A 26,447-nucleotide genomic window follows, 5' to 3' on the forward strand; every position below is an offset into this window, starting at 1 on the left:
TTTAATTATGGGAACACCGAAGAAAAAAAGTACAGAAACATTTGTAAAAGACATTCGCAAGAATACGCGCAGGATTTTTACAGCCGAACAAAAGATTTTAATCGTGATGGAAGGACTTCGCGCTGAGACTTCTGTAGCAGAATTATGCAGGAAACACAGCATTGCCCAATCTCAGTTTTATGCTTGGAACAAAGAATTTATGGAAGCTGGTAAAAAACGACTCAACGGAGATGTTGAAAGGGAAGCGACCAGTGATGAAGTATCAGATTTAAAAAAGGAAAATGCCAGGCTCAAAGAGATGGTAGCTGATTTGGTTCTGCGTTACGACATCGTAAAAAAAAGTTTAGACATGCTGGATTGATCCATAAATACAGAAAATATATGAGATTATCAGCAGGAGAGAAATACGAACTTATTCAAAGCGTTACCACCAGTGAAATAGGCGTCAAGCGTACTTTGGAGAGCTTTGGAATTGCAAGAAGCACTTTCTATAAATGGTATCAAAAATATCTTGAAAATGGTTATGATGGCTTAAAAACCTCAAAAAGAAAGAGCAAAAGACAATGGAACAGCATCCCCGAGGAACAAAAAGATTTGGTAGTGGAAATCGCACTAGAACATACCGAGCTTTCTTCCAGAGAATTGGCACATAAAATCACAGATGAACAAGGTGTTTTTATTTCAGAATCAAGCGTTTATCGGATCTTAAAGCAAAGAGACTTGATAGCGGCACCTAATCATTTTTTGATTGCTGCTGCAAATGAATTTAAAGATAAAACCAATTTTGTACATCAAATGTGGCAGACGGATTTCACGTATTTCAAAATTGTGGGTTGGGGTTGGTACTATCTAAGTACGATTTTAGACGATTACAGCAGATATATCATTCATTGGGAACTTTGTGATTCGATGAAAGCCGAAGATGTAAAAAGAACGGTAAATACAGCGATTGAAAAAGCAAAATTGAAGTCCAAAGTCAAACCCAGATTACTTTCAGACAACGGACCTTGTTACATCTCAAATGAGCTGAAAACATATCTGAAAGAGGATTTGAAGATGAAACAGGTTCATGGAAGACCCATGCATCCCCAAACTCAGGGCAAAATTGAACGCTATCACAGAACGATGAAAAACGTGGTGAAATTGAATCATTTTTATCATCCAGAAGAACTCATAGAGGCATTGGAGATATTTGTAAATAATTACAATACAAATCGTTACCATGAGTCATTAAACAACTTGACTCCAGCCGATGTCTATTTTGGAAGATCTGAGCAGATTTTAGAAAAAAGAAAGCAAATAAAAGAGCATTCTATCAAAAAAAGAAGACAGTTGTATAATCAACAAAAATTAATAAATTTATAATCCGAAATACTCCTTAAGGATTTAACTGAAACTGTCCAATTTAGTTTGAAGACGTACAACAATAAGATACAAATCGTCTAACGGTCGGTTTTGCCAAGCAACTACTTCATTGGCAACAGCACTAGTAATTCTGGAAATGGTGGAGGTAGAAACATCAAAATCATACATTTCTTTAATCTGTTCTTCGATATCCGAAACGCTCATTCCTTTAGCATAAAACGAGATGATGATGTTCTCCAAACCATCAATAATATTGTGTCTTTTGGGAACTAAGGTGGGTTCAAAACTACCTTCACGGTCTCTGGGAACTTTAATCTCCGATTCTCCAAATGAGGATTTTATTTTCTTAGTTCCATGTCCGTTTCGGTAATTTCCACTTAATGTTTTTTCGTGTTTTTCATTGTCCAGATGGCTGTCTAATTCAGCATCTAGCATATGTTCTACTGCTTTTTTGTGCAGTTCTTTGAAAAAAGTGGTTAAATCTTCTCCATTCTTAAAGGACTTGTAAAAATCCTTGTTGTTTAATAATTCTTCTTTGTCGATCATAACTATGTAATGTTTAAAAATAGTAAAAAGTTATTTCCGAAAAATTATTTGAGCTTTGAGGGCTCATAATTTTTCAGAATAACTTTTCAACTTACACAGTTAGTGGGACGCTACCTTTTATCCGGTCAAAGTAAATATTTTCAGTTTCATTAATTATATTTAAAAACTCATTGATTGAATATGTAGAAAGGTTAGGTATAAATTTGTTTTCAATACATTTGGTTTCACCAAAGCAGTTGCTTACTAGTAGCCGTAACAACAAAAAGTCACTTATATCTCTATCAATACAATAAATATAGTTTTTGTATTTTTTTTCAAAATGATTAATTGTGGACATTTTATAACCCAAATCTTTCAAATCATTTCCAAATAAAACGTTTATACTCTTTTTCATTTGCTTAATATTTATACTGGTAATTCAATTTCATTTTCAATTCGGATTGCTTCATAAATTTCCAGATTAGAATTTAAGATTTCAATTGATACAACTAATGAATATGGGATTTCACCATTTGATTTATCCCATCCCTTATGACCTCTAATAGCAAAATTAATATCTTCTGGCAAATCGTGCGATTTTATAATTGTCCAGTCTTTTTGAACAGTACTATTCGTTCTACTAATGCCATCTACTTCGCCTCTTTTATCACTTTTAATTTTCCAGTTCCAGCTTGACATTGCATTTCTTACTTCCTTGTCATAAGTAGTAACTTTATCTTCAATTTCTTTGAGAACATAGTCTTTAAATTTGACAAATTTCTCTCCAACTTTAGAACTTGTCCAATCCAACCAGGATGATAAATATGATTTAGTTTTCTGCCTTGTTCTTCTTACTTTTGCACTATAAGCAACGGTAACTTCTATTAGGATATCATATTCTTCAGCGGGTAATCTTAAAAACTCTGGAATTTTTAGTGAATAAATGTGACCTTCTTCGGCTCTAATATTTCCGGTATTATAAAATGTTATACGTTGATCACTGTTTTTGGTTACTCTTTCCAAAGAAGGTATACCATAACCAAAATGCTTTATGCTAGTTGCAGAAGGATTTTCAAAATAAGGTTCTGGCAATCGTGCTCCTTGTACTACGAGTCCTCTAACTAAATTTATATTTTCTTCCGGGTAAAGTTTTAATAGTTGTGATACAATATAAGAAACTTTCGGAGTAGCAAACGAAGTTCCTACAATATCGTTACCAATCGCTGAACCTCCGTGCAATGTAGAGCGTACTAATTCTGGAGATAGTTCATTTTTAATTGAAACAATATTACCTATCTTAGAAATTCCTAGCCCTCCACCATATTCAACAACATCTGGTTTTATCATTCCCCATATACCCGTTCCAATTCTTGAAAAAGGCGAAATAGTATTCTCATCTCCTAATGACTTAAAATTTTCATCATCAAACGACATATGGTTTATTGATCCTACAGTAATAGCAAAGCTACTTTGCGCAGGATTTGCAATTCTGCAAAATGGTTCATTTAAATAATCCGGATAATTTTTTCCTTCTTCTATATAGCGATTAATGCCAAAACCTCTTTCATCATTAATTGAAATATTTCCAGCTGATATTAAAAATAGTATGTTTTTTTCATTTATAAGTGTGTCAATCGTTGCTGCCCAAGATGACATATGTTTACTCCTTGATGGTAAACAAGAATTTACAGAAAGGTTAAATACTCTACAATCTTCATTGTCAGCAATTATTTCCTGCATTAATTGGGCAGGAAGTTTATCTGTAAGTTTATTATCCTGATTTAAAATTCTTAAATTTCTTACGTAACAAGGGAGTTGATATGGATTGGTAACATTACTAATGCCATATGGATACAAAATTGCTCCAGCTACACGAGTTCCGTGTCCCCCGCCTTTTACATAATCTGCCGTAGAAGTGTCGCCAATAACATAAGACTTTGAGTTTTCAGAAATTATAGCTGAGGAAATATATTTATTCCCTTCCATTATACCACTATCAATCACTCCTATTTCAGGGGCGTCTTCTTCTGGCTCAATAATTTCAATTTCGAATGTTTCAGTTTCTTCAGATTCCGAATTTACACCTACAATTTCATCAACCTCTGAAACTTCAAAAACAAAAGGATAGTTTAATACTAAGTCTTTTAAACCCTTTCCATTAATTTCAACTTCGCAACAAAAACTATCTTCCAAATCAATAAGATTGCTGGTAATAGTGCCGTAGTAATTAATAAATTCTTCAAATTCATCTTGTCTTTGGAGAAACCTATCATCACGCGCGATGAGTTCTTGTGTATGTTTTTCCAATCTACCTATATAACCCTGCTTATTTGGATCTGGGGCTTTTGCCATTGGTTTGTCAAATGCAACTCCAACCTCTAATTTATAAATAGTATTTTCATCAACACTTTGCCATATGGATTTTAAATAGTCCGAAAGTATATGTTCAGGCTTCCATTGATTTCCATCTATGATTTCCCAAAATTCTGCTACTTGACCTCCTCCGTGTTCGGCATTAAAAAATTTATTTATCTTTTCATCCAAAGACGCAAAACTATCTAGAGATGCACCTATAATATAACCATCATCTTCTTCCGAAATTATTTCTATTCCAAATTGTTTTAAATCAAAATCGTAATTAATTAATTTTGGATTTATTTTAAGAAAAATAGGTATAATATCAGCATCTAGAGGAGCTAGACCATTTTGTTCTCTTAGCGATAATTCATTATTCCAATTAGTCTTTAATTGAGTAGTTTTGTTCAGTAAGTTACTAGAATGCCTTCCTCGATTACGCTTATTTTCTTCTGTAATAGGGTTATTGGTGGGGCCTCCATTTAAACGAGGTTTCCCAGAAACCTTTTGAAGGAATTGTAGATGAGGGAATTTTTCCATAAAACTATTTGTTAAAAGCTAAGTTTTCCTCCAGTGCTTTATCCAAATCATTTACAGAAATCTCTTTGCTAGAATTTATAATAGATTTTTTTGCGGCATCATTTGCTATTTTAACAACAAGTGCATATGATAATCCTTGCATCTTAGATGCACATATATTAAGATCAATCTCATTACTAAGTCTTAGAGCTGAAAATGTTATTTTAAGTAAATCAATGATTTCATTTTCATTCGGCTTAGGTAATTCAATGATTTCATCAAATCTTCTAAATAAAGCTTTATCTAAACTACCTTCTAAATTTGTTGTGGCGATTAAAATTCCTTGACCCTTGTACTCTTCCAGAAGTCCTAAAACTATGTTGACTATTCGGTGGATTTCACCAATATCATTAGATTTTGAATCTCTTTGCTGTCCTATAATATCAAACTCATCTAAGAGCAATACGCAAGGGTAGTTTTCAATACTTTCAAACAGTTTATTGAGATTTGAAGCTGATTCCCCTAAATAAGAAGAGATTATTGTGTCGAAACGAACTTTATAAAAAGGTAAGCCCAAATCCCAAGCAATTCTTTCAGCTGTCATACTTTTTCCACACCCTGAACTACCGTATAAAAGTATTTTTTGACGGGGTCTCAGACCGTGGTGAGCTAATCTTTCTCTTGCTATATATTCTTTTTCAATCCTCAACACTTTTTCTTCTACAGAAGGGGCAAGAACCATATCGTGTCTTAAAAAATCATTTTCGATATGAGTAGCTAGAGGTAATTTATACCTTCTGTCCGCAGGAATAGAAAATGTATCGTATTTACTTTTAGTAAGTTTTAATACTTGTGATCTGTTTGGCTCAATAACTTTTGCAAGATTGCCTTCTAAAATTGTATCAAGTCTATCTGCCAATTTCAAATGTCCCTTTTTTCTTTCATCCTCAATAATAGAATAAGCTATCCTTACCAGAGGTTCTTCTTTGTTGCCTTCGATAGATTTAAACAATCTGGTAAGTAGGGTCTGGTTCATAGATTATGCGTGATTTTAAATTGCAAATGTAAGCATTCATATTTACATTCTAAATATATAATAATTTAAGGTAAATAAAGAAATAATTCAGCTCTAATTTTTTTTAAAAACGATATTAAAATGAGCTAATAGGATTTTAGTTGTAAAATAGAATCTCGTTTATCAACAAGATTTCTGAGGAACTTTTTCACAAAATTCTAGAATTTAAATTAGCACCTTAATTGATGCCTGAAATTAAAAAAACCCTGTAAATCAGTAATTTACAGGGTTTTAAGTGGGGTTGTAGGAAATTGTAAAGAATAGATGTCGCAGGAATAAAAGATATCTTCCCATAACTATTGGCCAAAATGTTATTGCCTTCCTCGGTCTTCAAACCAACGCTCGCTGCAATCGCCTTTAGATAAGAAAAAATATTACCGGCTCTCTTACTTTGAATAGCAAATCTCACCATTTTAATTCTTTGTTGAGGATAAGAATAGACTTTACCACTATTTTTATATACCACTACACATTTATTGCACTCAAAAGAATAAGATTCTATCTCGTCACTTATGTCTTTATAATCTATGTATAATGCTTCTCTTCAAAAAGTATGTGGTTTAGATTTTTGCATAAATTAATAATTACTTATAAATATAATAAGCTGTATATAAAGAAAAACTCAAAATCCTGGGGATTTCCGAGTGGTCAGGTTAAATCATGCCCAATTGGTGAGCAATATCTTGCTTGTACTTTTCAAAAGGTTCATTGTTTGACTCAAAACATTCTTTGCCAAAAGATTCATAAATGTATTTTGTTATGGATTCGTAGATTTTCCAGTTGGGGGAGTTTTGAAACATAATTCAATGTGTTATGGCTTTAAGTATCTAAAATTAAAACTTTCCGCTTTAATTATTATTCAAAGATTTTATCTTTTTATGTATAATTCTTTTATTGTGGGATTAAAAAATGAGTAAAAACACGTGTAATACGGTATCCCACAATCATTAGATTGTGATTTTTATTTATCTTTGAGAGTTATAATAAAATAATTAACAGTGATTACCAACCAGGGCGGTATATCCATCGATTTTTCTCCAGTTAAAGCTATTAAAAGAGAATTCCTGACGCAGGGTGGAAACCTTATTTTTGAATTTAACAATATTATAGAGCCAGTTCTGAATGAAGAGACCGGAGATTTTGAAATGAAGTATTTTGCTAATGATTCTGTTGCTCATTATTTTGAAGACAAAGATATGCTGAGGCTTAACTTTCAGTAATGGGAGAATTATAAGAAATAACTATTATATTTTAACATTAAAAAAAATATGCAGTACAATGATCACTGCATAGAACTATATAACAATGAATCACGCTGTACACAATAAATTAGTCTCCTTTATCTGGAGCATTGCCGATGACTGTCTAAGAGACGTTTATGTAAGAGGAAAATATAGGGATGTTATCCTGCCAATGGTAGTTTTGCGAAGATTAGATGCTTTGCTTGAACCTACCAAACAACACGTTTTGGAAGAAGTTGAATTCCAGAAAAATACGATGAAGTTTACCGAATGGGACGATAAGGGAATGACCGCGGCTTCTAAATATGTTTTCTACAATACCAGCGAGTGGACATTGCAGAGCTTGCACGGCAATGCCACCAACAGCCAACAAATTCTATTAGGAAATTTTGAAGATTACCTCAACGGTTTCAGTACCAATGTGCAGGAAATCATCAGTAAATTTAATCTGCGAGCGCAAATTAAGCATATGGCAAATAAAGATGTGTTGCTGGATGTATTAGAGAAATTTACATCACCGGATATAAACCTGACGCCTTTTGAAAAACTGGATTCGGGAGGGAGAAAACTTCCTGCTTTGACCAATTTAGGAATGGGTTATGTGTTTGAAGAGTTGATCCGTAAATTCAATGAGGAGAATAATGAAGAAGCAGGAGAACACTACACGCCAAGAGAAGTAATTGACCTGATGACGCATATGGTTTTTGAGCCGATTAAAAATCAAATTCCGTCTGTGATTACGATTTATGATCCTGCCTGTGGAACGGGCGGAATGCTGACGGAGTCTGAAAATTTCATTACCGATCCCGAGGGAGAAATCAAAGCTACCAATACCGATGTGTACTTGTTTGGAAAAGAGGTAAACGATGAAACCTACGCCATCTGTAAATCGGATATGATGATCAAGGGTAAAGACCCTGAACATATCAAGGTGGGTTCTACACTTTCTACTGATGAATTTGCCGGAACAATGTTCGACTTTATGTTGTCTAATCCGCCTTATGGAAAGAGCTGGGCGAGTGAGCAGAAATACATCAAAGACGGAAAAGACGTCATCGACAACCGTTTTAAAATCAAACTGAAAAACTATTGGGGCGAAGAAGAAGATGTGGATGCCATACCGCGTTCGAGTGACGGGCAGTTGCTGTTTCTGATGGAAATGGTAGATAAGATGAAAGCCCTGACCGATAAAAACAAAATCGGAAGCCGTATTGCTTCGGTACACAACGGTTCGAGCCTTTTTACGGGCGATGCCGGCGGTGGCGAGAGCAATATCAGACGCTACATTATTGAAAACGATTTGCTGGATGTGATCATCCAGTTGCCGAACAACATCTTTTACAATACCGGTATTACCACCTATATCTGGATTTTAACCAACAATAAACCTGCTCAACGAAAAGGAAAAGTACAGCTGATTGACGCCAGCGAAATGTACCAGAAACTGCGCAAGAATCTCGGGAATAAAAACTGCGAGCTCAGCAAAACACATATCAGCGACATTTTAAACTGCTATCTGGAATTAAACGAGCTGGAAAAAACGGACGAGCAAAAATTGGCAAGCAAAGTATTTGACAACAATGATTTTGGATATTATAAAATCAATATCGAAAGACCGAAGCGACTGAAAGCCCAATTTACTAAAGAAAAAATTGAGGTACTGAAATGGGACAAGGCGCAGCCCGAGTTTTCACAGTATCTTTTTGAGCAGTACGGAATGGAAGTGTACAGCGGATTGGAAGCTCACAAAAAAGCTCTAACCGACTATATTGATAAGCACGAACTGAACATTAATGCCAAGCAACTGACTGCCTTTCTGAAAAAAGAAACCTGGCAAAAGCAGGAAGAACTGTATCAGACTGCGGTGCGACTGATGGAAGTGTTGGGAACGGATGAATTTAACAACTTCAATATTTTCACTGCGAAAGTAGATGAAGTGCTGAAACAGGATAAAACCAAACTATCTGCCTCTGAAAAGAAACAAATTTTAGATGCCGTGAGCTGGTATGATGAAACAGCAGAGAAAGTCATCAAAAAAACAGAAAAACTCAGTGGACAAAAGCTAACTGATTTATTGGCATTTTTAGGCTGTACGGAAAAAGATTTGCCGTATTATGGTTATTTCCCTACCGAAGTTAAAGGCGAATACACCATTTACGAAACCGAAAGCGACCTGCGTGACAGCGAAAGTATTCCACTGAAATACAATATACAGGATTATTATCTGCGGGAAGTGCAACCTTATGCCGAAGAAAGCTGGATGGTGCTGGACAGCGTAAAAATTGGCTATGAGCTGAGCTTTAATAAATATTTTTACCAGCCTGCGCCTTTGCGTTCTTTGGAAGACGTAACAAAGGATATTTTGGCACTGGAAAAAGAAGGTGATGGATTGTTGGCAGAAATCTTAAATTTTTAGCAGATGAAAAGATACGAAGCCTATAAAGACAGCGGTGTAGATTGGATTGGGGAAATTCCGGAGGGATGGGAAGTATTGTCTAATAAATATATTTTCAATTTGAAAAAGAGTCAAGTTGGAAAAAGATCAAATGAGTATGATTTGTTATCTCTTACATTGAAAGGTGTAATTAAAAGAGATATGGAAAATCCTGAAGGAAAATTTCCTGCTGAGTTTGATACATATCAGGAAGTTAAGAAAAATGATTTTATCTTTTGTCTTTTTGATGTTGAAGAAACGCCTAGAACTGTTGGTTTGTCTGATTTTGACGGAATGATAACAGGAGCATATACTGTTTTTGATACTAAACCAACTGCAGACAAAAAGTTTCTTTACTATTTTTATCTCAATTTAGATGAGAAGAAGAGGCTTAAATTTTTATATAGAGGCTTAAGGAATACAATACCTAAAGATAGTTTTTTCTCTTTTAAAACAATTTTCCCACCACTTTCAGAGCAAACTGCCATTGCCGAATTTCTGGATGACAAAACCGCCAAAATAGATCAGACCATTGGCATCCGCCAAAAAGAAATAGAACTGCTGAAAGAACGCCGACAAATCCTGATACAGCAAGCCGTAACCAAAGGTCTGGATGCTACCGTACCGATGAAAGACAGCGGTGTGGATTGGATTGGGGAAATACCAGAGCATTGGGAGGTGAGGAAGTTGAAGACATTATCAAAGAAGATTGTGGATGGAACTCATTTCACTCCAAATTACATTGATGAGGGTATCCCATTTCTAAGAGTTACGGATTTGACAAATATGCAATCGGGAGTGATACAATGGGAAAAAGTTAACAGAATTAGCGTCGAAGAACATAAATCATTAATTAAGCGTGCTTTCGGAGAAAAAGGCGATGTGCTACTTTCAAAGAATGGAACAATTGGTTTGACGAAAGTTATCGATTGGGACGAAGAATTTAGCTTTTTTGTTAGTTTATGTCTAATAAAGCTTAGAAAAGAAATAAATCCTCATTACTTTACATATTTTTTTAACAGCCCACTTGTTGATGAACAATTAAATTTTGGAAGTTCAAGAACATCGGTAACGAACCTTCACTTAGAAAAGATAAAAGAATTATTGATTGTTTTACCACCGATAAATGAGCAAGATAAAATTATTAAAGCTATAGATGAATTAACTAATCCAATCGCCAAAGCCATTTCCATCAAAGAGCAGGAAATAGAAAAGCTGAAGGAGTATAAAACGGTGCTAATAGATCAGGTGGTGACGGGGAAGGTGAAAACTAATTAATGTAATGATGGAGAAGCTAAACGCAATTCAAAAAGTGGTTGAAGATTATTTTTACAATAATCCTTCTGTGTCAGTCATTCCTGCAAAAGATTTGATGCCCTATTTCATTAAGGCAAATATCTTTTCTAAGGATGAGAAAAACGGTTTGCCTATCAGGAAAGTCTTGCGACTGTTGGATGAGCGAAACGAGCTACATCTTTTACCTAACGTTATTGCCGAAAGAAAAGCTAAAAATACCAATTGGTTTTTTGGAAGAGCAAAAGGAACACAGATACAACCAAAAGCAGTGAACAAAACTTTGCAAAATAAAGCTAAACCACTTGAGAAAGCGGTTGCAAAAAATAGAGCTACCAGCGATGAAGCGTACATTTTAGATATTTGTGATAAAGTTTTGGGTTTAAAAGGTCTGCGACAGTATCAATTTGATTTTTTGAGAGGCGATTCGGGAACAAAGCTTCCGGTTGATATTTATTATCCAGCGTTGGAATTAGTAATCGAATATCGGGAAAAGCAACATACAGAAGAAGTGGCATTTTTTGATAAAAGAATTACCAATTCCGGAATAAGCAGAGGCGAGCAGAGAAAGAAATATGATGAATTGCGCAGGACGGAAATCCCTAAAAATGGATTTGAATTAATTGAGTTTGATTATTCGGAATTTGGTCATACGAAAGGGAAACGTTTGTTACGAAATCGCGAAGAGGACGAGAAGATTATTAGAGAGAAATTGAAGAAGCAATTGAATGATAGAAAAAAATAGCATCGCGTTTATCCCGGTCTGTAAGCTACAAAACAAACATTTTGTGGTTAAAGATTACCAACGTGGTTACAAGTGGGAAAGCGAACAGATTTTGGCTTTATTAAATGATATTTATTATCATAAAGTTGGTAAATATTGTTTACAACCTGTGATAACAGATGAGCAGATAAGCGGAGTTGAATTGATTGATGGACAACAACGCATAACTACTATTTATTTACTCTTGTGTTTTTTGGGAGAAGCTAACTATTTTTCGATAGATTATCTTACCCGAAAAGCATCTCAATCATTTATCACTGAAAAAATGAGTGAAATGAATGAAGCTATTGTTGCGGACAAAGATTGGGAAACCTTCATTTCAGAACTTAGTGATTCAAATCTTAATTATAACAATGTAGATGTTTATCATTTTTATTTGGTGTACAAAGAAATATACCATTGGTTTAGTGATAAATCTGATGATTTTCGAGATGAATTTAAATCAAAGATTTTGAATCAAGTTTATGTGATTTGGTATGACATAAAAAACAACAACAAAACCCAAAATGCCGAAGATGTATTTTTGAATTTGAATGCTGGCAAGATACCCTTGACCAATTCTGAATTGATAAAAGCACTTTTTATTTTGGACGTTCAGAAACGAAATACAAAAGAGATTGCTTCTTTAAAAACAGCAGAATTGGCAACAGAATGGGATGATATCGAAAATCAATTACACGAAACAGATTTTTGGTATTTTATCTGTGACCACGACTATTACAAGAACCTTGATACACGAATTGACTTGATCATTGATATAACCAATAAAATATCGCCCAAAAAAGATTGGGACGGTATGCAGTCTTACCGGTATTACGAGAAAGAATTTCTGGAAGAAAATCCGTTGAATTGGGAAAGTATCAAACAAACCTTTAATAAGCTAAATGAATGGTATAGAGATAAGCAACTATATCATTATGTGGGATATATCATTGTTACCCGCCTAAGAAAGCTTTCAGAAATCATCAAATTAAGCAAAGGGAAAAGTAAAATTGACTTTAAAAATGAATTAATTGGTGTAATTAAAGACGAATTAAAAAGAACAAAAAAAATAGAAGACGACAAGCAACAGAAAATTTATGACGTGGATACCATCAATTATGAGGATGACAGAGTAGAATGTCAAAATCTTTTATTGTTGCTGAATGTACAGTATTTCCTCAACAATTCAAGCCACAATAAATTTCCTTTCGATTTGTATAAAAGTGAATATTGGAGCGTGGAGCATATTAATCCTCAAAATCCCAAAGATTTTAAATCGGTGGGTCAGGTTGTTAAATGGTTAGAATCCTATAAAAACTATTATACCAAATACCAACACGAAGACAAGACTATTGAAGAAGAAATTACAGATTTGTTTAATTTCTTAAATCATCAGGAAAACCAAAACCGAAAGCTTTCCGAATTAAGGTTATCAAAAGAGAACAGTGAAAAATTACAAAGTGTAACAGAAAAAATTACAAACGATTTAGAGTTACATAATATTACAAATCTTGCTTTATTAGATAGAAGTACTAATAGCAAGTTAGGAAATAACGTATTTATTGATAAAAGAAAAGTAATTCTGGATCTTTATTATGCAGCTAAAGAAAAAGGTGTTTTTATACCTGAATGTACCAAAGATGTTTTTACTAAAAATTTTTCAAAAGAAAACGAAAATATTTCTGATGAATTTTTTGCGCCAAAAGATATGATTGATTACAAGGAGCATTTAAAAAAACAGTTGGATTTTTATTATCAGTAAATGTATGAAAAAGACCCTCTACAATTTTTGGGATTTAATAAATGAATGTACGATCGAAATTCCTACCATTCAAAGAGATTATACCTATGGAAGAGAAGGAGCTCAAGAAATTAGCACAAAATTAATTCACTCGATTTTAACTTCTCTGCAAGAAGATGAATCAACCTTGCATCTTGATTTTGTATATGGAAAAAAACTGGGCATTGAGAATTTTACTGCCCTTGAAAGAAATAAAAGCAGTATAGATACCTTATTGCTTTCGCTAAAGAATTATGCGGAAAATTTGAACATTGCGGTTGACTTTAATACGCATCAAAAACAAAGTTCTGCAGCCGAAGTAATCACCTTTATTCCTTTAGACGGGCAACAGCGTTTAACCACACTTTTCTTGATTTATTGGTTTGTAGCAAATGAATTAAATAATAAAGATGCAAAGAAAATACTGCAAAGATTTAAATATGCTACCAGAACTAGTTCTAGAGAATTTTTGCAGTTTTTAACGCATCAAGACAATTATTTTGAACACAAGAGAGAAACGCTAACAAATAACATACAAAATCACGAAGATTTTTTTACAAAATGGAAAAAAGATCCTACTGTTCTGAGTATCCTATATGTTCTAAATGAGATTCAGAAACAATTTGAAGAAAAAAATCTCGATGCAGCAACAGTTTGGAAAAAGTTGACCCGAGAAGAGATTATCACATTTGACTTTTTTGATTTAGACGACTTTGAATTAACCGACGAATTGTATCTAAAAATGAATGCAAGAGGAAAAAAACTTACGCATTTTGAGAACTACAAAGCTTGGTTACAAAAAAGTTTTACAGACCAAATCGAAATTTCAGAATGGAAGAAAAAGCTAGATTTAGAATGGAATGATTTATTTTGGAATCAAAAATTGAAAGACGATTCAAAAATTGACACAGCCTATCTTCAGTTTTTTAAAAATATGTTTTTGGGCGATTACTTGTTGAATGAAGAAATTTCTGAAAAAGATGAAAACATTGACTTGCTAAGACTCAATACTGAATTCAATCCTGTTTCTTTATTTGAACGGAATAATAATTTCCAAGAGAATATTTCAAATTATTTAGAAGTATTAGAGTCTGTTAGCCAGGCAAATTTGAATACTAAAATCAATGTGCTTTACAATGAAATAGAAGATGTAAGTAAATTTCTATTCTCCAAAAACGTAGGTTTAACTTGGTGGCATACTACTCTGTATTTTGCAATATCAAGATATATCATAAAAAATAAATACAATCTTTCGTACCTTAATCAATGGGTAAGAGTAATCTCGAATCTTATTTATAACACACCAATTGAATCGCCCAAATTATTCAATGAAGCGGCGCAGAGTATTTTAGAGTTACTGGAAAAAATAGGTGATGCAAATGTTTACAAAGTAATAGAAAAGATGAATGGCGCAGACATCAACTTTTTTAATGAAAAACAAAAAGAAGAGGAAATATTGAAGGCTCAAAAGATTGTCAACGAGCCTCATCACAATTGGGAAGAACTATTTATCAGTTTAGAAAAGCATATTTATTTTTATGGTCAGATTGGTTTCATTTTTAAATTAGACGACTCTGAAGAGTTTGTAACTTTTAGGGAAAATTCTTTGAAAGCATCGCAAATTTTTTCAGAAGAAGTAATGAGAAACTCGGATTATCTCTTATTTCGGAGTTTTCTAACTTTTGGTAATTGTTTTTTCAAAAGTGGCAATACGTTGACTTACCCATCAAATGTAAGAGGAACTTTAAGAAATAGAAATGAAAATTGGAGACGATTTATTGATACCAAATTTGATTATCTTAAAAAATTAACTGACGAAATTTATACAAACATAAATATTCAGATTCAACTGAAAGAGTTGATTAAAAATTGCAATGTAACAGCAACCAATCGTTATAAATTGATTAAGAACGCTGAACTATTAAAATATCCAGAGAAAAATCATATCCGTGTTTATGACAACGGTTATTATTTACTAAGTAAAACAAGAATCTATGGATTTTTCAAAGAAGCATTAACCTATGATTGGTACGTTGAAAATAAAAATTATTGCGAAAAAAATTCAATTGAATATATAAATGGAAAAGGAGAAAATAGTGATCCCGGTCTTTTTATAAAAGTTATTAATAAAAAAATTATTATCGATTCTAAATCTCTAAAATTCAAATTTGAATTTGAAAATAATTTATTTGATTCAATAGATGAACTATTAAAACAAAATCATTATGGCATCACAAACTAACGAACTCGCTCTCGAAACTGCTATAGAAAAGGCGCTATGCGGAATTTCGACTGAAGATATAAAAAATGGAACTGTTGCTGAACCTAATTTGGCGTATGCAGGAAATGGATATGTTATAGGAAACGCATCAGATTACAACCCAAAATACGCTTTGGATGAGGTGCGTTTTTGGGATTTTCTAGAAACCACGCAAAAAGAAGAATTAGAAAAACTCAAACGCCAAAGCGACTGGAAAATTAAAGTTCTGGATCGCTATGATAAATTGGTAAAGAAATATGGCATCCTTAGATTGTTGCGCAAAGGTTTGGCGGTAGATGATGCGCATTTTACTTTGTTTTATGTGGCGCCATTGCAAAACAGCAGTCAGCAAATCAAAGATAATTTTGAGAAGAACCAGTTCAGCGTAACTAGACAATTAAGATATTCGGTTTCCAATCCTCTGGAGGAAATTGATATGGTGATTTTCATCAATGGTATTCCTATTTCTACGATAGAATTAAAAAACCACTGGACAGGTCAGAATGCCAAAGTACACGGCGTCAATCAATATAAATTCAAAAGAGATATTACACAGCCTCTGCTGAACTTTGGTAGATGTATCGTACATTTTGCAGTAGATACCGACGAAATTTATATGACCACCAAGTTGGATGGTGCCAAGACTTTCTTTTTGCCATTCAATCTCGGAGACAATTATGGCAAGGGCAATCCGCCCAATCCGTTTGGTCATAAAACCGCTTATTTCTGGCAGGATATTTTAAAGAAAGAAAGTGTTGCCAATATTATCCAGCATTTTGTACGTTTTGATGGAGGAGAAAATGATGCTTTGAGCAAGAAAACATTATACTTTCCACGTTATCATCAGCTGGATGTGGTGCGCAGACTGTTAAAAGATACTTCACAAAATGGTGCCGGAAAAACCTATCTAATTCAGCATAGTGCGGGTTCGGGTAAGTCCAATTCCATTACCTGGTTGGCGTATCAGCTCATAGAAGCCTATCCCGAAAATGAAATGGTAGCTGGTAATAAATCAGTGAATCAACCCTTATTTGATTCGGTAATTGTGGTAACTGACCGAAGATTGCTCGATAAGCAGTTGAGAGATAATATTAAGGAATTTTCAGAAGTCAAAAACATTGTGGCTCCAGCGTATAAGTCATCTGATTTGAAATCTGCATTAGAAAACGGAAAGAGAATTATCATTACTACAATTCAAAAATTTCCGTTTATCATTGATGGCATTGCTGATATGAGCAATAAACAATTTGCTGTGATTATTGACGAAGCGCATAGTTCGCAATCGGGAACTAGTGCCGACAAATTGAATGAAGCCATTGGCAATACAAGTGAAGACAATGATGCTGCAGATTATCAGGATATGATGTTGCAGGCGATGCAAGCCAGAAAAATGACTCAAAATGCTTCTTACTTTGCGTTTACCGCAACGCCAAAAAATGCTACTTTAGAAAAATTTGGCGTAAAGCAGGAAGATGGTTCTTTTAAGCCTTTTCATCTCTACTCGATGAAGCAGGCTATTGAAGAAGGTTTTATTCTGGATGTGTTGGCTAATTATACCACTTATAAAAGCTATTATGAACTAGAAAAATCAATAGAAGACAATCCGTTGTTTGATACTTCCAAAGCTCAGAAGAAACTAAAAGCGTATGTAGAAAAACACCAGCAGACCATTGGTACAAAAGCCGAAATTATGTTGGATCATTTTACAAGTGCTGTAGTGAATCAGAAAAAACTGAATGGTAAAGCCAAAGCAATGGTGGTAACGCAAAGTATTGAGTCTGCCATCCGATATTATCAGGCTTTGAATCAGTTGCTTGCGAAACGAGGTCATCCTTTTAAAATTGTGATAGCTTTTTCAGGTGAGAAAGAAATCGGCGGTATCAAATACATGGAAGCACAAATGAATGGTTTTTCGGAAAGTGAAACCAAAGATAAATTTGACGAAGACGAATACCGAATGTTGGTGGTTGCAAATAAATACCTGACAGGATTTGACCAACCTAAGCTTTCGGCGATGTATGTAGATAAAAAATTACAGGGTGTATTGGCGGTGCAAACTTTATCACGGCTAAACCGTTCTGCCAATAAACTCAATAAGAAAACCGAAGATTTGTTTGTATTGGATTTCTTCAATTCAGTAGATGATATTCAAAAATCTTTTGACCCATTCTATACGGCAACCAGCCTGAGTGGTGCTACGGATATTAATGTACTGCACGAACTGAAAGACAGTTTGGATGATTCGGGAATCTATGAACAGACAGAGGTTGAAGATTTCAATGAAAAATATTTTAAAGGTGCAGATGCACAATTGTTAAGCCCAATTATTGATCTGTCTGCAAAAAGATTTGCGGATGAACTCGACTTGGATGACAAGCAAAAAGCAGATTATAAAATTAAGGCAAAGCAGTTTGTAAAGATTTATGGTCAGGTGGCTGCCATCTTGCCCTACGAAATTTTAGCTTGGGAAAAACTGTTTTGGTTTTTGAAATTCCTAATCCCTAAAATGGTGGTTAAAGACCCTCAAGCCGATTTGTTAGATGAACTATTGGAATCTGTAGACCTTTCTACTTATGGTTTAGAAAGAACCAAATTAAATGTTTCCATCAGTCTTGATGATGAAGAAACTGAATTGAAACCTCAGAACCCTAACGCAAGAGGAGCACACGGAGAAGAGGAAAAGGATGAGTTGGAAACCATCATCAATGGCTTTAATGAAAAGTGGTTTCAGGGTTGGTCAAGTACACCTGAAGAGCAACGAGTGACTGTATTAAGTTTAGGAAAATCAATAGAAACTCACCCAGATTTTGGAATTAAAGTAGCCCAAAATACAGATGACCAAAACAGAGAATTAGCACTTAAAAAGATTTTGGATGATGTAATGTCTCAGAAAAGAAAACAAGATTTGGAACTATATAAATTGTATGCGCAGGATTCTTCGTTTTATCAGGCGTTTTTAAATACGATGAAGCAGGTGATTAATGTGAGGTAGCAAAATATTATTCAGTAAAAAAAAAAAAAGAAAATCCTAACTATTAGTCAGGATTTTCTTCTGTTATGATTTTTAAACTCTTTTTGTAGTTGCATAATTTCAAGTTCAAGTTTTTTATAATCTGTTGTGTTCATTTTTGTGAATACAAACAAAATATCAATTTTAAAGAAATTGCAGAATTTAACAATACTTTCTACTGTAGGATTTGTTTCTGCTCTTTCAATTCTACCAACTTGGTTACCTGAAAGATTAATCTCATTGCCAAGTTGTAATTGCGAAAGTTTGTTCTTCAGCCTATACAATTGGAAAATTTTTCCAATTTGAAATTTTAAGTCATCTACTTCCCATATATACATTTAGTAAATTTTGGGCTTTCTTTGATTTTTCATAAACACATATATGTGTTATTGTTGTTTTTTTTATTATATTTGTAAAATAGGTTACAATAAATGTAACTTTGCGATACTTCAAAGAATATTAGAAGCTATTGCTTAGAGTCTCGGTTCGAAAACTGGTAATTTTTAAATCCCTGAGATAATAAGTAAGTGGCTCACGACCTAGGCGTGAGTCTCTCTTATCTTGGGATGGGTATACCAGTGCCTCGAATCAGATAATGTAGAGTACTCACGCTGTTTTTCAATGCTGTTCGCCTTATCTCAACATTAAAATCTAAGCCCGCTTCCTAAAAAATAGTATCATGCACGATACAATAGGAGGGTACAACCTATTGAGGCTTTAAATAGCTCACACGGGACACAGATTCATTCATATTAAATTCTTTCCGGTGCCTTTCGGTCACTGATTACAGAACCTCACCAGTCCTTTTTCATACTAAAGGGCATCAGGAAAGTTTTTATTCATCGATGAATCTATCACATTAATTACAAAAAATAAAAAAACAAAAAAGCCCCTTCCCATACAGTTTGACGACATAGGGAAAGAGCAGATCAGTAATTAATTTAACGATTAAAAACCTTTTACAAATCTATGAAAAATTCCTATTACCCTATAGGAGGCATTTTCTTTGGGCTCATGTTTACCGCTGTAAGCATCAACATAAAAGCTCAAGAACGCAGCATTTCCGGTACCGTTACATCATCAGGTAAACCCCTTTCAGGAGTTACAATCTCCCAACAAGGTAGTGATCACGTAACCATGACCGGCAACAACGGAACCTATACTTTACAGGTTTCAGCAGAAAATCCCATCCTATTGTTCAGCCATCCTGAGTATGCTGAAGAACGAATTACAGCCACTACTCAGACCGTCATAAATATCAGCTTAGAACAAAAAGTAAAGGGAATCGAAGAAGTTATTCTCAACGCTGGCTACTACAAGGTAAAAGACAGAGAAAGTACTGGTAGTATCGCCAAAGTTTCAGCAAAAGACATAGAAAACCAACCTGTCACCAATGTACTTTCAGCAGCACAGGGAAGAATGGCAGGAGTGAGTATTACACAGAGTTCCGGGGTTGCTGGAGGTGGATATGATGTTCAGATCAGAGGAAGAAACAGCCTCAGAACATTATCCAACAGTCCTGTTGACGGAAATCAGCCTTTATATGTATTAGATGGTGTGCCAATGTCAACGTCAGTGGCTTCAACATTCTCCGCACAGATATTACCTTTCAGAAATATCAACCCTCTTAACAGCATTAACCCTAATGATATTGAAAGTCTTGAGGTACTTAAAGATGCAGATGCAACGGCAATCTATGGAAGCAGGGGAGCGAATGGAGTTATCTTAATTACAACAAAAAAGGGAAGTAAGAATAAATCCAATATCACATTCAATTCAGGTTTGGCTTTTAGCAGTGTAGCATCAAGAATGAAAATGATGAACACTGCAGAATATATGGCAATGCGTAAATCTGCATTTGCAAATGATAATATTACTGTATATCCGGCTGCTGCATATGATGTGAATGGTGCCTGGGACGAATCCCGTTACACGGACTGGCAGAAAACATTAACCGGAAAAACGGCAACGACCTCTAATACAAGTGTCGGTCTGTCGGGAGGTTCAGACGGATGGACATACCGAATCAATGTGAACCACAATGAACAGACAACGGTTTATCCTGCTGACTATCAATATAAGAATAATGCCCTCTCAATGGGTTTTACCCACAGATCAAAAGATAAAAAACTGAATGTTGTGATGGCGAATAATTTTTCGCAGCAATTCAATAATGTTATCAATGAGGATCTAACAAATATTGGTTTATTTCTCAGCCCAAATGCTCCGGCACTTTATAACAGTGACGGATCATTAAATTGGCAGAACAATACGTTTACCAATCCTATAGCGTCCACGGTGGCTACCTATAAGAATGATACCAAGCAGATTAATAATAGTTTGAATATTTCTTATCAGATTTTTCCTAATATAAGCTTTAACATTAATTCAGGCTTTAATTATCAAAATTTTGAAGAGTTTAATTTACGACCGCACACAAGGTATAATCCTGCCTTTAATTTTACCAGCTCGAATGGTTCAAGCACATTAACGAGTAGTTTTTCTTCATTTTCATACAATGTAGAACCACAGCTCACCGCTGATTACAGCTTTGGAAGAAATAAAATCAGCTTCTTGCTGGGTGCAACCATAAATTCAATGGAGTCTAAACAATCTTCGATTCAAGGATCAGGTTTCGAAAGCAATGCTTTGATGATGAATATCAATGCAGCCAAAACAAAAATATTTTCTGATGTAATTTCTACTGACTATAAATATATTGCTGCTTTTGGACGATTGAATTATCAGTTTGACGGTAAATATATGGTCAATCTCACAGCGAGAAGGGATGGTTCAAGCAGATTTGGTCCCAACAATAGATTTGCCAATTTTGGAGCAGTAGGAGCAGCATGGTTGTTTTCAAAAGAAAACTTTTTAGTCTACAAAAAATGGTTAAGTTTTGGAAAAATAAGAGGAAGTTACGGCATTGCGGGAAGTGATAATATTGGTGATGCACAGTTTCGAGATACGTATTCAGTAGCTTCTGCGAGTATCTATAATGGAGTAGTGGGACTTGTTCCCACAAGATTATTCAACGGAAGCTTCAGCTGGGAAAAAACAAAGAAGCTGGAATTTGCACTTGAAACATCATTTTTAAAGGATATGATTGGCTTGAATATCTCTTGGTTCAGAAACCGATCCAACAATCAGTTGGTAGGTCTGCCTTTACCTGCAACAACCGGTTTTACCTCTGTTCAGGCAAATCTGCCTGCCACTGTTGAAAACAAAGGTTGGGAATTCGAATTGAGAGCAGCACCTATTAAAAGCAACAGCTTTTCTTGGCAGTCTGACTTTAACTTAACCATCCCTCAAAATAAGTTGCTTGCATTTCCTAATTTGGAAGGATCGACATATGCCAATCAATTTGTAGTAGGCTACAGTACTTCGATTGTAAAGCTTTATGAGTTTAACGGGATTAATCCAAGTACAGGATTATACTCTTTTACAGACGTCAACGGAGACGGTAAAATCTCCTCACCGGATGATAACAAAAGCATTGAAGACCTTTCTGTAAAGTTTTATGGAGGCTGGTCTAACAGACTACGCTACAAAAATTGGGATTTATCATTTTTATTTCAGTTCACCAAACAAAGAAATTATAACTATCACAGCTACATGCCTGTAGCGGGTACAATGAATAATCAACCACAATTTGTTTCAGATGTATGGTCTGCAGGAAATCCAAACGGTTTCTATATGCCTTTTACAACGGGTGTAAATCCTACTAAAAATGCAGCTCACACTAATTTTACCCGCAGTACGGCAGCAGTTGGTGATGCATCGTTCATCAGGCTAAAAAACATTCAACTCAACTATAGGCTTCCTTTACAAAGTTCACTTGTTTCAGAAGTAATGATCTATTTGCAGGGGCAAAATGTTGCAACATGGACAAAATATTTAGGTTTAGATCCTGAATTTATTTCAACAGGTTATTTACCACCATTGAGAACTTGGTCTATAGGAACTCAGATTAACTTTTAAAAATTGTAAAAATGAAAAATAATATAATTAATAAATTAAAACTTATTTCAGTAAGCATTATTTTATTTGGATATGTGTCTTGCGAAAAATTCATAGATACTGATCTTCCCTATAATCAGATTGGAACTCAAGAGGTTTTTGCAGATACCTCCTCCGCTAATGCTGCATTAGCAGGACTCTATGCTGAACTTTGGAGCAATTCTATTTTTTCAGGAGACAGTTCAGGGTCGGCTGCCATTTTAGGGGCTTATACAGATGATCTGAACTGTTATTCGGCCTATGTTCAGAATGGAATAGTAGATATTTACAACAATGTACATATTCCTACCAACTCCATTATCTACAACTTTTGGTCTAGAGCATATAAGCATATTTATTATGCTAACTCGATTATCAAAGGAGTAAAGGAATCTACTTCAATTTCACAAACACAAAAAGATCGATTGATTGGTGAAGCGACTGTGATCCGTTCAATGATCTATTACAATTTATCGCAGGTTTTTGATGATATACCCTACACTGATACAACAGATTATGTTTATAACAGCCAGTTGAAAAAAGTTTCAAAGATTCAATTAATGGCGATTCTTGAAAATGACTTGAAAAACGTAATGAATGGTTTGAGTGATCAGTATGCAAATCAGGAAAGAATCTATATTAACAAAAAAGTGGGTGAACTTTTACTGGCAAAAGTGTTTTTAAGTGTTGAAAAATGGAACGATGCTGAGTTTCTGCTTTCTCAAATCATTCAATCACCCCTTTATATTTGGGAATCAGATTTGAGTAAAGTTTTTACTAAATCAGGAAAACATATTATGTGGCAGCTGAAACCGGCTAATTCTACCGATGCGACAAAAGAATACCTACTTTACAACTTTACAACAAGCCTACCTACATCTTTTGCATTATCAGATGTATTGGTAAATTCTTTTGAAGGGGGTGATCAAAGAAAACAAGTCTGGATTTTGCCGACAGTAATTAATCAGAAGACTTATTTCCGTCCCATGAAATATAAAAATCCGGCGAACGCCAATACCACTGAGAATTCAGTGGTATTCCGCTTAGAGGAAGCCTATTTATTACATGCAGAGAGTCTTGCTAATCAGAATAAACTATTTGAAGCAAAAAATAGCGTAGATAAAATCAGACAAAGAGCAGGATTAGCTTCACTTCCGGCAGGACTCTCAAAAGATGCTTTGCTTGGTAAAATATCGGACGAGTTCAGGCATGAATTTTTTGCTGAAATGGGACATCGCTTTTTCGATTTAAAGAGAATGAATAAGCTTGATATTGTAGGATTATCAAAACCTAACTGGAAAAGTTTTCATAAAGCTTTCCCAATTCCAGAGAGAGAGCTGCTTATAAATCCTAACTTAAATCCTCAAAATAGTGGTTACTAATGAAGAAGATTTTTTCAATCCTATTGTTGAGCCTGTTTACGCTGGTGTTTTCACAGGAGCAACAGGAAATGTCATCGAACGGAAAATATAAACCTTTTGAAATAAACTTTAAAGACACTTCCTCTGAAGGTCGATGGCTTGCTATTTACAAAATCTACGACAGTCAAAGTGACAGTCTTGTTATTATTAACCGCCATAATCCTAAAATTTTTTATGAGAAAATAAAAGTTTTGGATTATAAATGGGCTCCTCATGATTTGGTATTAAGATATGATAATATAACTGAAATTTTTGACTATACTAAAGGTGTATCTTTTCATTTACCAGTTTGTGAGAGTTTTGGAATTAACAAAAAAGAAAATTTACTAATCTTATATGGTTCTGAGCAGGTGAAAGTCTACGACCTTAAGAGTAGAAAGTTAATTGATAGGATCCGTTCGGTAAAAAAAGTTTTCTATCAAGAGGATAGTATTTTACTATTGATTGAAAAGAAAAATTTTTACGAATTGGTGAAATTAAAAAGAAATATAAAATCAATTTTGTATCAAACAACAGACTTGATTTCAAATGTAACAGAGTTGAAGAGTCAATCATTGTTGATCTTTAAAAATACTAAGAATGGAATTAAGGATATAGTTTACTACAATTATCTTCGAAATAAGGTATTCAATTTTTCAGAACAGCATGATGTTGATTTTAATTTCGCAAAAGCTTATCAAAGAAATGACGGAGGTATTGTTCTCACTACTGAAAGGCCGAAGAAAAAGAAAACTTCGAGTGAGCCTGAAATTTGGCAAGCATCTGAAAATGATTATAAGGAAAAATTTTCGAACATATTAACAAGTAAATTTCTCTGGATTCCTGAACAAAGTAAAGTCGTTGATTTGGGATTTCAAAAAATGGATAGGGTCGTAGATATTAACAATAAAGATTATTTTCTCAGTTTTAGCTTTTCAGGGATGCGTGACTATACCAGTTTAGACGTTTCTTTGAAGTTATACAGATATAATTTCATTGCAGAAAAATATGACTACATAGATGTAGTAAAATCAGGCGCAACATATTCTCCTAATGGAGATTACATCATTTACAAAAAAGATGACTATTGGAAGCTAATGAACATTAATTCTTTAGAGTCAATAAAAATTGAAAATCATGGCTTCTCCCAGGCATTTTTCACAGAAAATAATAAAATATTTTTTGATGGGGCAGAAGGACTGTGGGAGTATGATATGAACAGAGATAGACTCTCATTGATTTTTAATCAGGAAAAAGGAAATTATAAAATATTGAATTCTAATCATTCAACTCATTTTTCAAGTAATCTGTTTGAACTTGCTTTTTTATGCAGAACTGTACATGAAAATCACTTACTTTTTGAAGTTCATAATAAAGCTAATCTTACGACATCGATTTATGAAAAGTCTGAAAAGCGATTTCATCATTTAGTTAAAAACAGTACGTCAAAATTGGTTTACAAACAAATCAAACTTGACAAAGATTATTTCTTTTCAGAAGAAAATTTTAATCTTCCTAACCAAGTGATTAGCCTTAGTCAAAATACAGATAAAAAAGTAATCTATCAATCGAATAGAAAAGATAAAGCGCAATTCAAAATTCGTATTGAGACCGTCACTTTTGAAAATTCAGATCATGCAAAACTCAAAGGCATTCTTTACTATCCATCAGATTATCATCCTGAAAAAAAATATCCGATGGTTATTCATGTTTATCAATTACAAAGTCATAAAAGAAATGTGTACCCATTATCCTTGGAGCGCCAGCTCAACGTTGGATTTGATCTTAGGGGTCTTTTAGATAAAGGATACTTTGTTTATCTACCAGATATCATTAGTAATGAAAAAGGAGTTGGGCTTTCGGCTTTGGATTGTGTTGAAAAATCTCTTGATGCTCTACAAGAACATAAATCCCTTAACTTTCAGAAAGTTGCTCTGATCGGGCATTCGTTTGGAGGATATGTTACAAATTTTATTGCAACGCATTCCAATCGATTTACCACATATGTTTCAGGTGCAAGTGTCAGCGATATTGTCAAATCATATTTTTCAATGAGCTTTCACTATATGAGTCCGTTGTATTGGCAGTATGAAGAAGGGCAGTTTGATTTTAATGCTCCATACAGTTCAAATCAAGAATTGTATTTTAAAAATAATCCAATTTCTTATGTTCGAAACGTAAATAAGCCGATGCTCTTATGGGCTGGGAAAAAGGATTTAAATGTAGAGTGGGGACAATCAATGGAGTTTTATTTGGGTCTTAAAAGAAATCTGAAGCCAGCGACAATGATTGTATATCCTGAAGAAGGACATTATTTAGCGTCCCGTGAAAGTGCTAAAGATCTTCTTAGAAGAGTTTTTGACTGGTTAGATTACTACCTAAAAGATTCTTCAAAACCGGATTGGATAGAATAGAAAGAAAAGGA

General features: G+C 34.2%; 15 protein-coding genes and 1 pseudogene. 11 read left to right on the forward strand and 5 right to left on the reverse strand.

The window, feature by feature from the left end; translation table 11 throughout:
* Window positions 1-7 precede the first annotated feature (7 nt).
* Window positions 8-1,365 (forward strand): IS3 family transposase gene (locus ACVFVN_RS12130; RefSeq protein WP_456235502.1). Its coding sequence is split into 2 segments (ribosomal slippage): window positions 8-343 and window positions 346-1,365, totalling 1,356 coding nucleotides; the frame shifts between segments, so codons are not numbered across the junction.
* Window positions 1,366-1,422: 57 nt separating this feature from the next.
* Here ACVFVN_RS12130 and ACVFVN_RS12135 read toward each other — a convergent pair.
* The 4 genes and pseudogenes from ACVFVN_RS12135 to ACVFVN_RS12150 all read right to left on the reverse strand — a co-directional run.
* Window positions 1,423-1,911 (reverse strand): annotated as a pseudogene (locus tag ACVFVN_RS12135) (transposase); the annotation flags it as partial.
* 405 nt (window positions 1,912-2,316) lie between these two features.
* Window positions 2,317-4,785, reverse strand: a complete 2,469-nt coding sequence (locus ACVFVN_RS12140; protein WP_456235460.1) for a S8 family peptidase — start codon at window positions 4,783-4,785, stop codon at window positions 2,317-2,319.
* Between the two features lie 4 nt (window positions 4,786-4,789).
* On the reverse strand, window positions 4,790-5,800 hold the full coding sequence (locus ACVFVN_RS12145) for an AAA family ATPase (protein WP_456235461.1): 1,011 nt from the start codon (window positions 5,798-5,800) through the stop codon (window positions 4,790-4,792).
* Window positions 5,801-6,492: 692 nt separating this feature from the next.
* Entirely contained in the window at window positions 6,493-6,639 is a 147-nt protein-coding gene (locus ACVFVN_RS12150) for a hypothetical protein (RefSeq protein ID WP_456235462.1), read from the reverse strand.
* A 198-nt stretch (window positions 6,640-6,837) separates the two neighbouring features.
* Between ACVFVN_RS12150 and ACVFVN_RS12155 the strand changes: the two genes are divergently transcribed.
* The 7 genes from ACVFVN_RS12155 (at window position 6,838) to ACVFVN_RS12185 (ending at window position 18,605) form a co-directional block, all read left to right on the forward strand.
* On the forward strand, window positions 6,838-7,059 hold the full coding sequence (locus ACVFVN_RS12155) for a hypothetical protein (protein WP_456235463.1): 222 nt from the start codon (window positions 6,838-6,840) through the stop codon (window positions 7,057-7,059).
* 85 nt (window positions 7,060-7,144) lie between these two features.
* Window positions 7,145-9,496 (forward strand): type I restriction-modification system subunit M, encoded by a 2,352-nt coding sequence (locus tag ACVFVN_RS12160; protein WP_456235464.1) that lies wholly within the window; start codon window positions 7,145-7,147, stop codon window positions 9,494-9,496.
* Window positions 9,497-9,499: 3 nt separating this feature from the next.
* On the forward strand, window positions 9,500-10,792 hold the full coding sequence (locus ACVFVN_RS12165) for a restriction endonuclease subunit S (protein ID WP_456235465.1): 1,293 nt from the start codon (window positions 9,500-9,502) through the stop codon (window positions 10,790-10,792).
* A gap of 4 nt (window positions 10,793-10,796) precedes the next feature.
* Complete coding sequence (locus ACVFVN_RS12170) at window positions 10,797-11,552, forward strand: hypothetical protein (RefSeq protein WP_456235466.1); 756 nt, start codon at window positions 10,797-10,799, stop codon at window positions 11,550-11,552.
* Window positions 11,536-13,335, forward strand: coding sequence for a DUF262 domain-containing protein (locus tag ACVFVN_RS12175; RefSeq protein WP_456235467.1), 1,800 nt, complete (start codon window positions 11,536-11,538; stop codon window positions 13,333-13,335). The genes ACVFVN_RS12170 and ACVFVN_RS12175 overlap by 17 nt, the downstream gene beginning before the upstream one ends.
* A gap of 4 nt (window positions 13,336-13,339) precedes the next feature.
* On the forward strand, window positions 13,340-15,595 hold the full coding sequence (locus tag ACVFVN_RS12180) for a GmrSD restriction endonuclease domain-containing protein (protein WP_456235468.1): 2,256 nt from the start codon (window positions 13,340-13,342) through the stop codon (window positions 15,593-15,595).
* The gene (locus ACVFVN_RS12185) at window positions 15,579-18,605 is read left to right on the forward strand and encodes a type I restriction endonuclease subunit R (protein ID WP_456235469.1); all 3,027 of its coding nucleotides are present in this window, start codon (window positions 15,579-15,581) and stop codon (window positions 18,603-18,605) included. The genes ACVFVN_RS12180 and ACVFVN_RS12185 overlap by 17 nt, the downstream gene beginning before the upstream one ends.
* A gap of 47 nt (window positions 18,606-18,652) precedes the next feature.
* Here ACVFVN_RS12185 and ACVFVN_RS12190 read toward each other — a convergent pair whose 3' ends face one another.
* On the reverse strand, window positions 18,653-18,961 hold the full coding sequence (locus ACVFVN_RS12190; protein ID WP_456235470.1) for a helix-turn-helix domain-containing protein: 309 nt from the start codon (window positions 18,959-18,961) through the stop codon (window positions 18,653-18,655).
* A gap of 631 nt (window positions 18,962-19,592) precedes the next feature.
* Between ACVFVN_RS12190 and ACVFVN_RS12195 the strand changes: the two genes are divergently transcribed.
* Genes ACVFVN_RS12195 through ACVFVN_RS12205 form a run of 3 tightly spaced genes read left to right on the forward strand, consistent with a single transcriptional unit; the run spans window position 19,593 to window position 26,436 of the window.
* The gene (locus ACVFVN_RS12195) at window positions 19,593-22,604 is read left to right on the forward strand and encodes a SusC/RagA family TonB-linked outer membrane protein (protein WP_456235471.1); all 3,012 of its coding nucleotides are present in this window, start codon (window positions 19,593-19,595) and stop codon (window positions 22,602-22,604) included.
* An 11-nt stretch (window positions 22,605-22,615) separates the two neighbouring features.
* Window positions 22,616-24,004 (forward strand): RagB/SusD family nutrient uptake outer membrane protein, encoded by a 1,389-nt coding sequence (locus ACVFVN_RS12200; RefSeq protein WP_456235472.1) that lies wholly within the window; start codon window positions 22,616-22,618, stop codon window positions 24,002-24,004.
* Entirely contained in the window at window positions 24,004-26,436 is a 2,433-nt protein-coding gene (locus ACVFVN_RS12205) for an alpha/beta hydrolase family protein (protein WP_456235473.1), read from the forward strand. The genes ACVFVN_RS12200 and ACVFVN_RS12205 overlap by 1 nt, the downstream gene beginning before the upstream one ends.
* Window positions 26,437-26,447 lie beyond the last annotated feature (11 nt).

This window comes from Soonwooa purpurea (assembly GCF_053891095.1).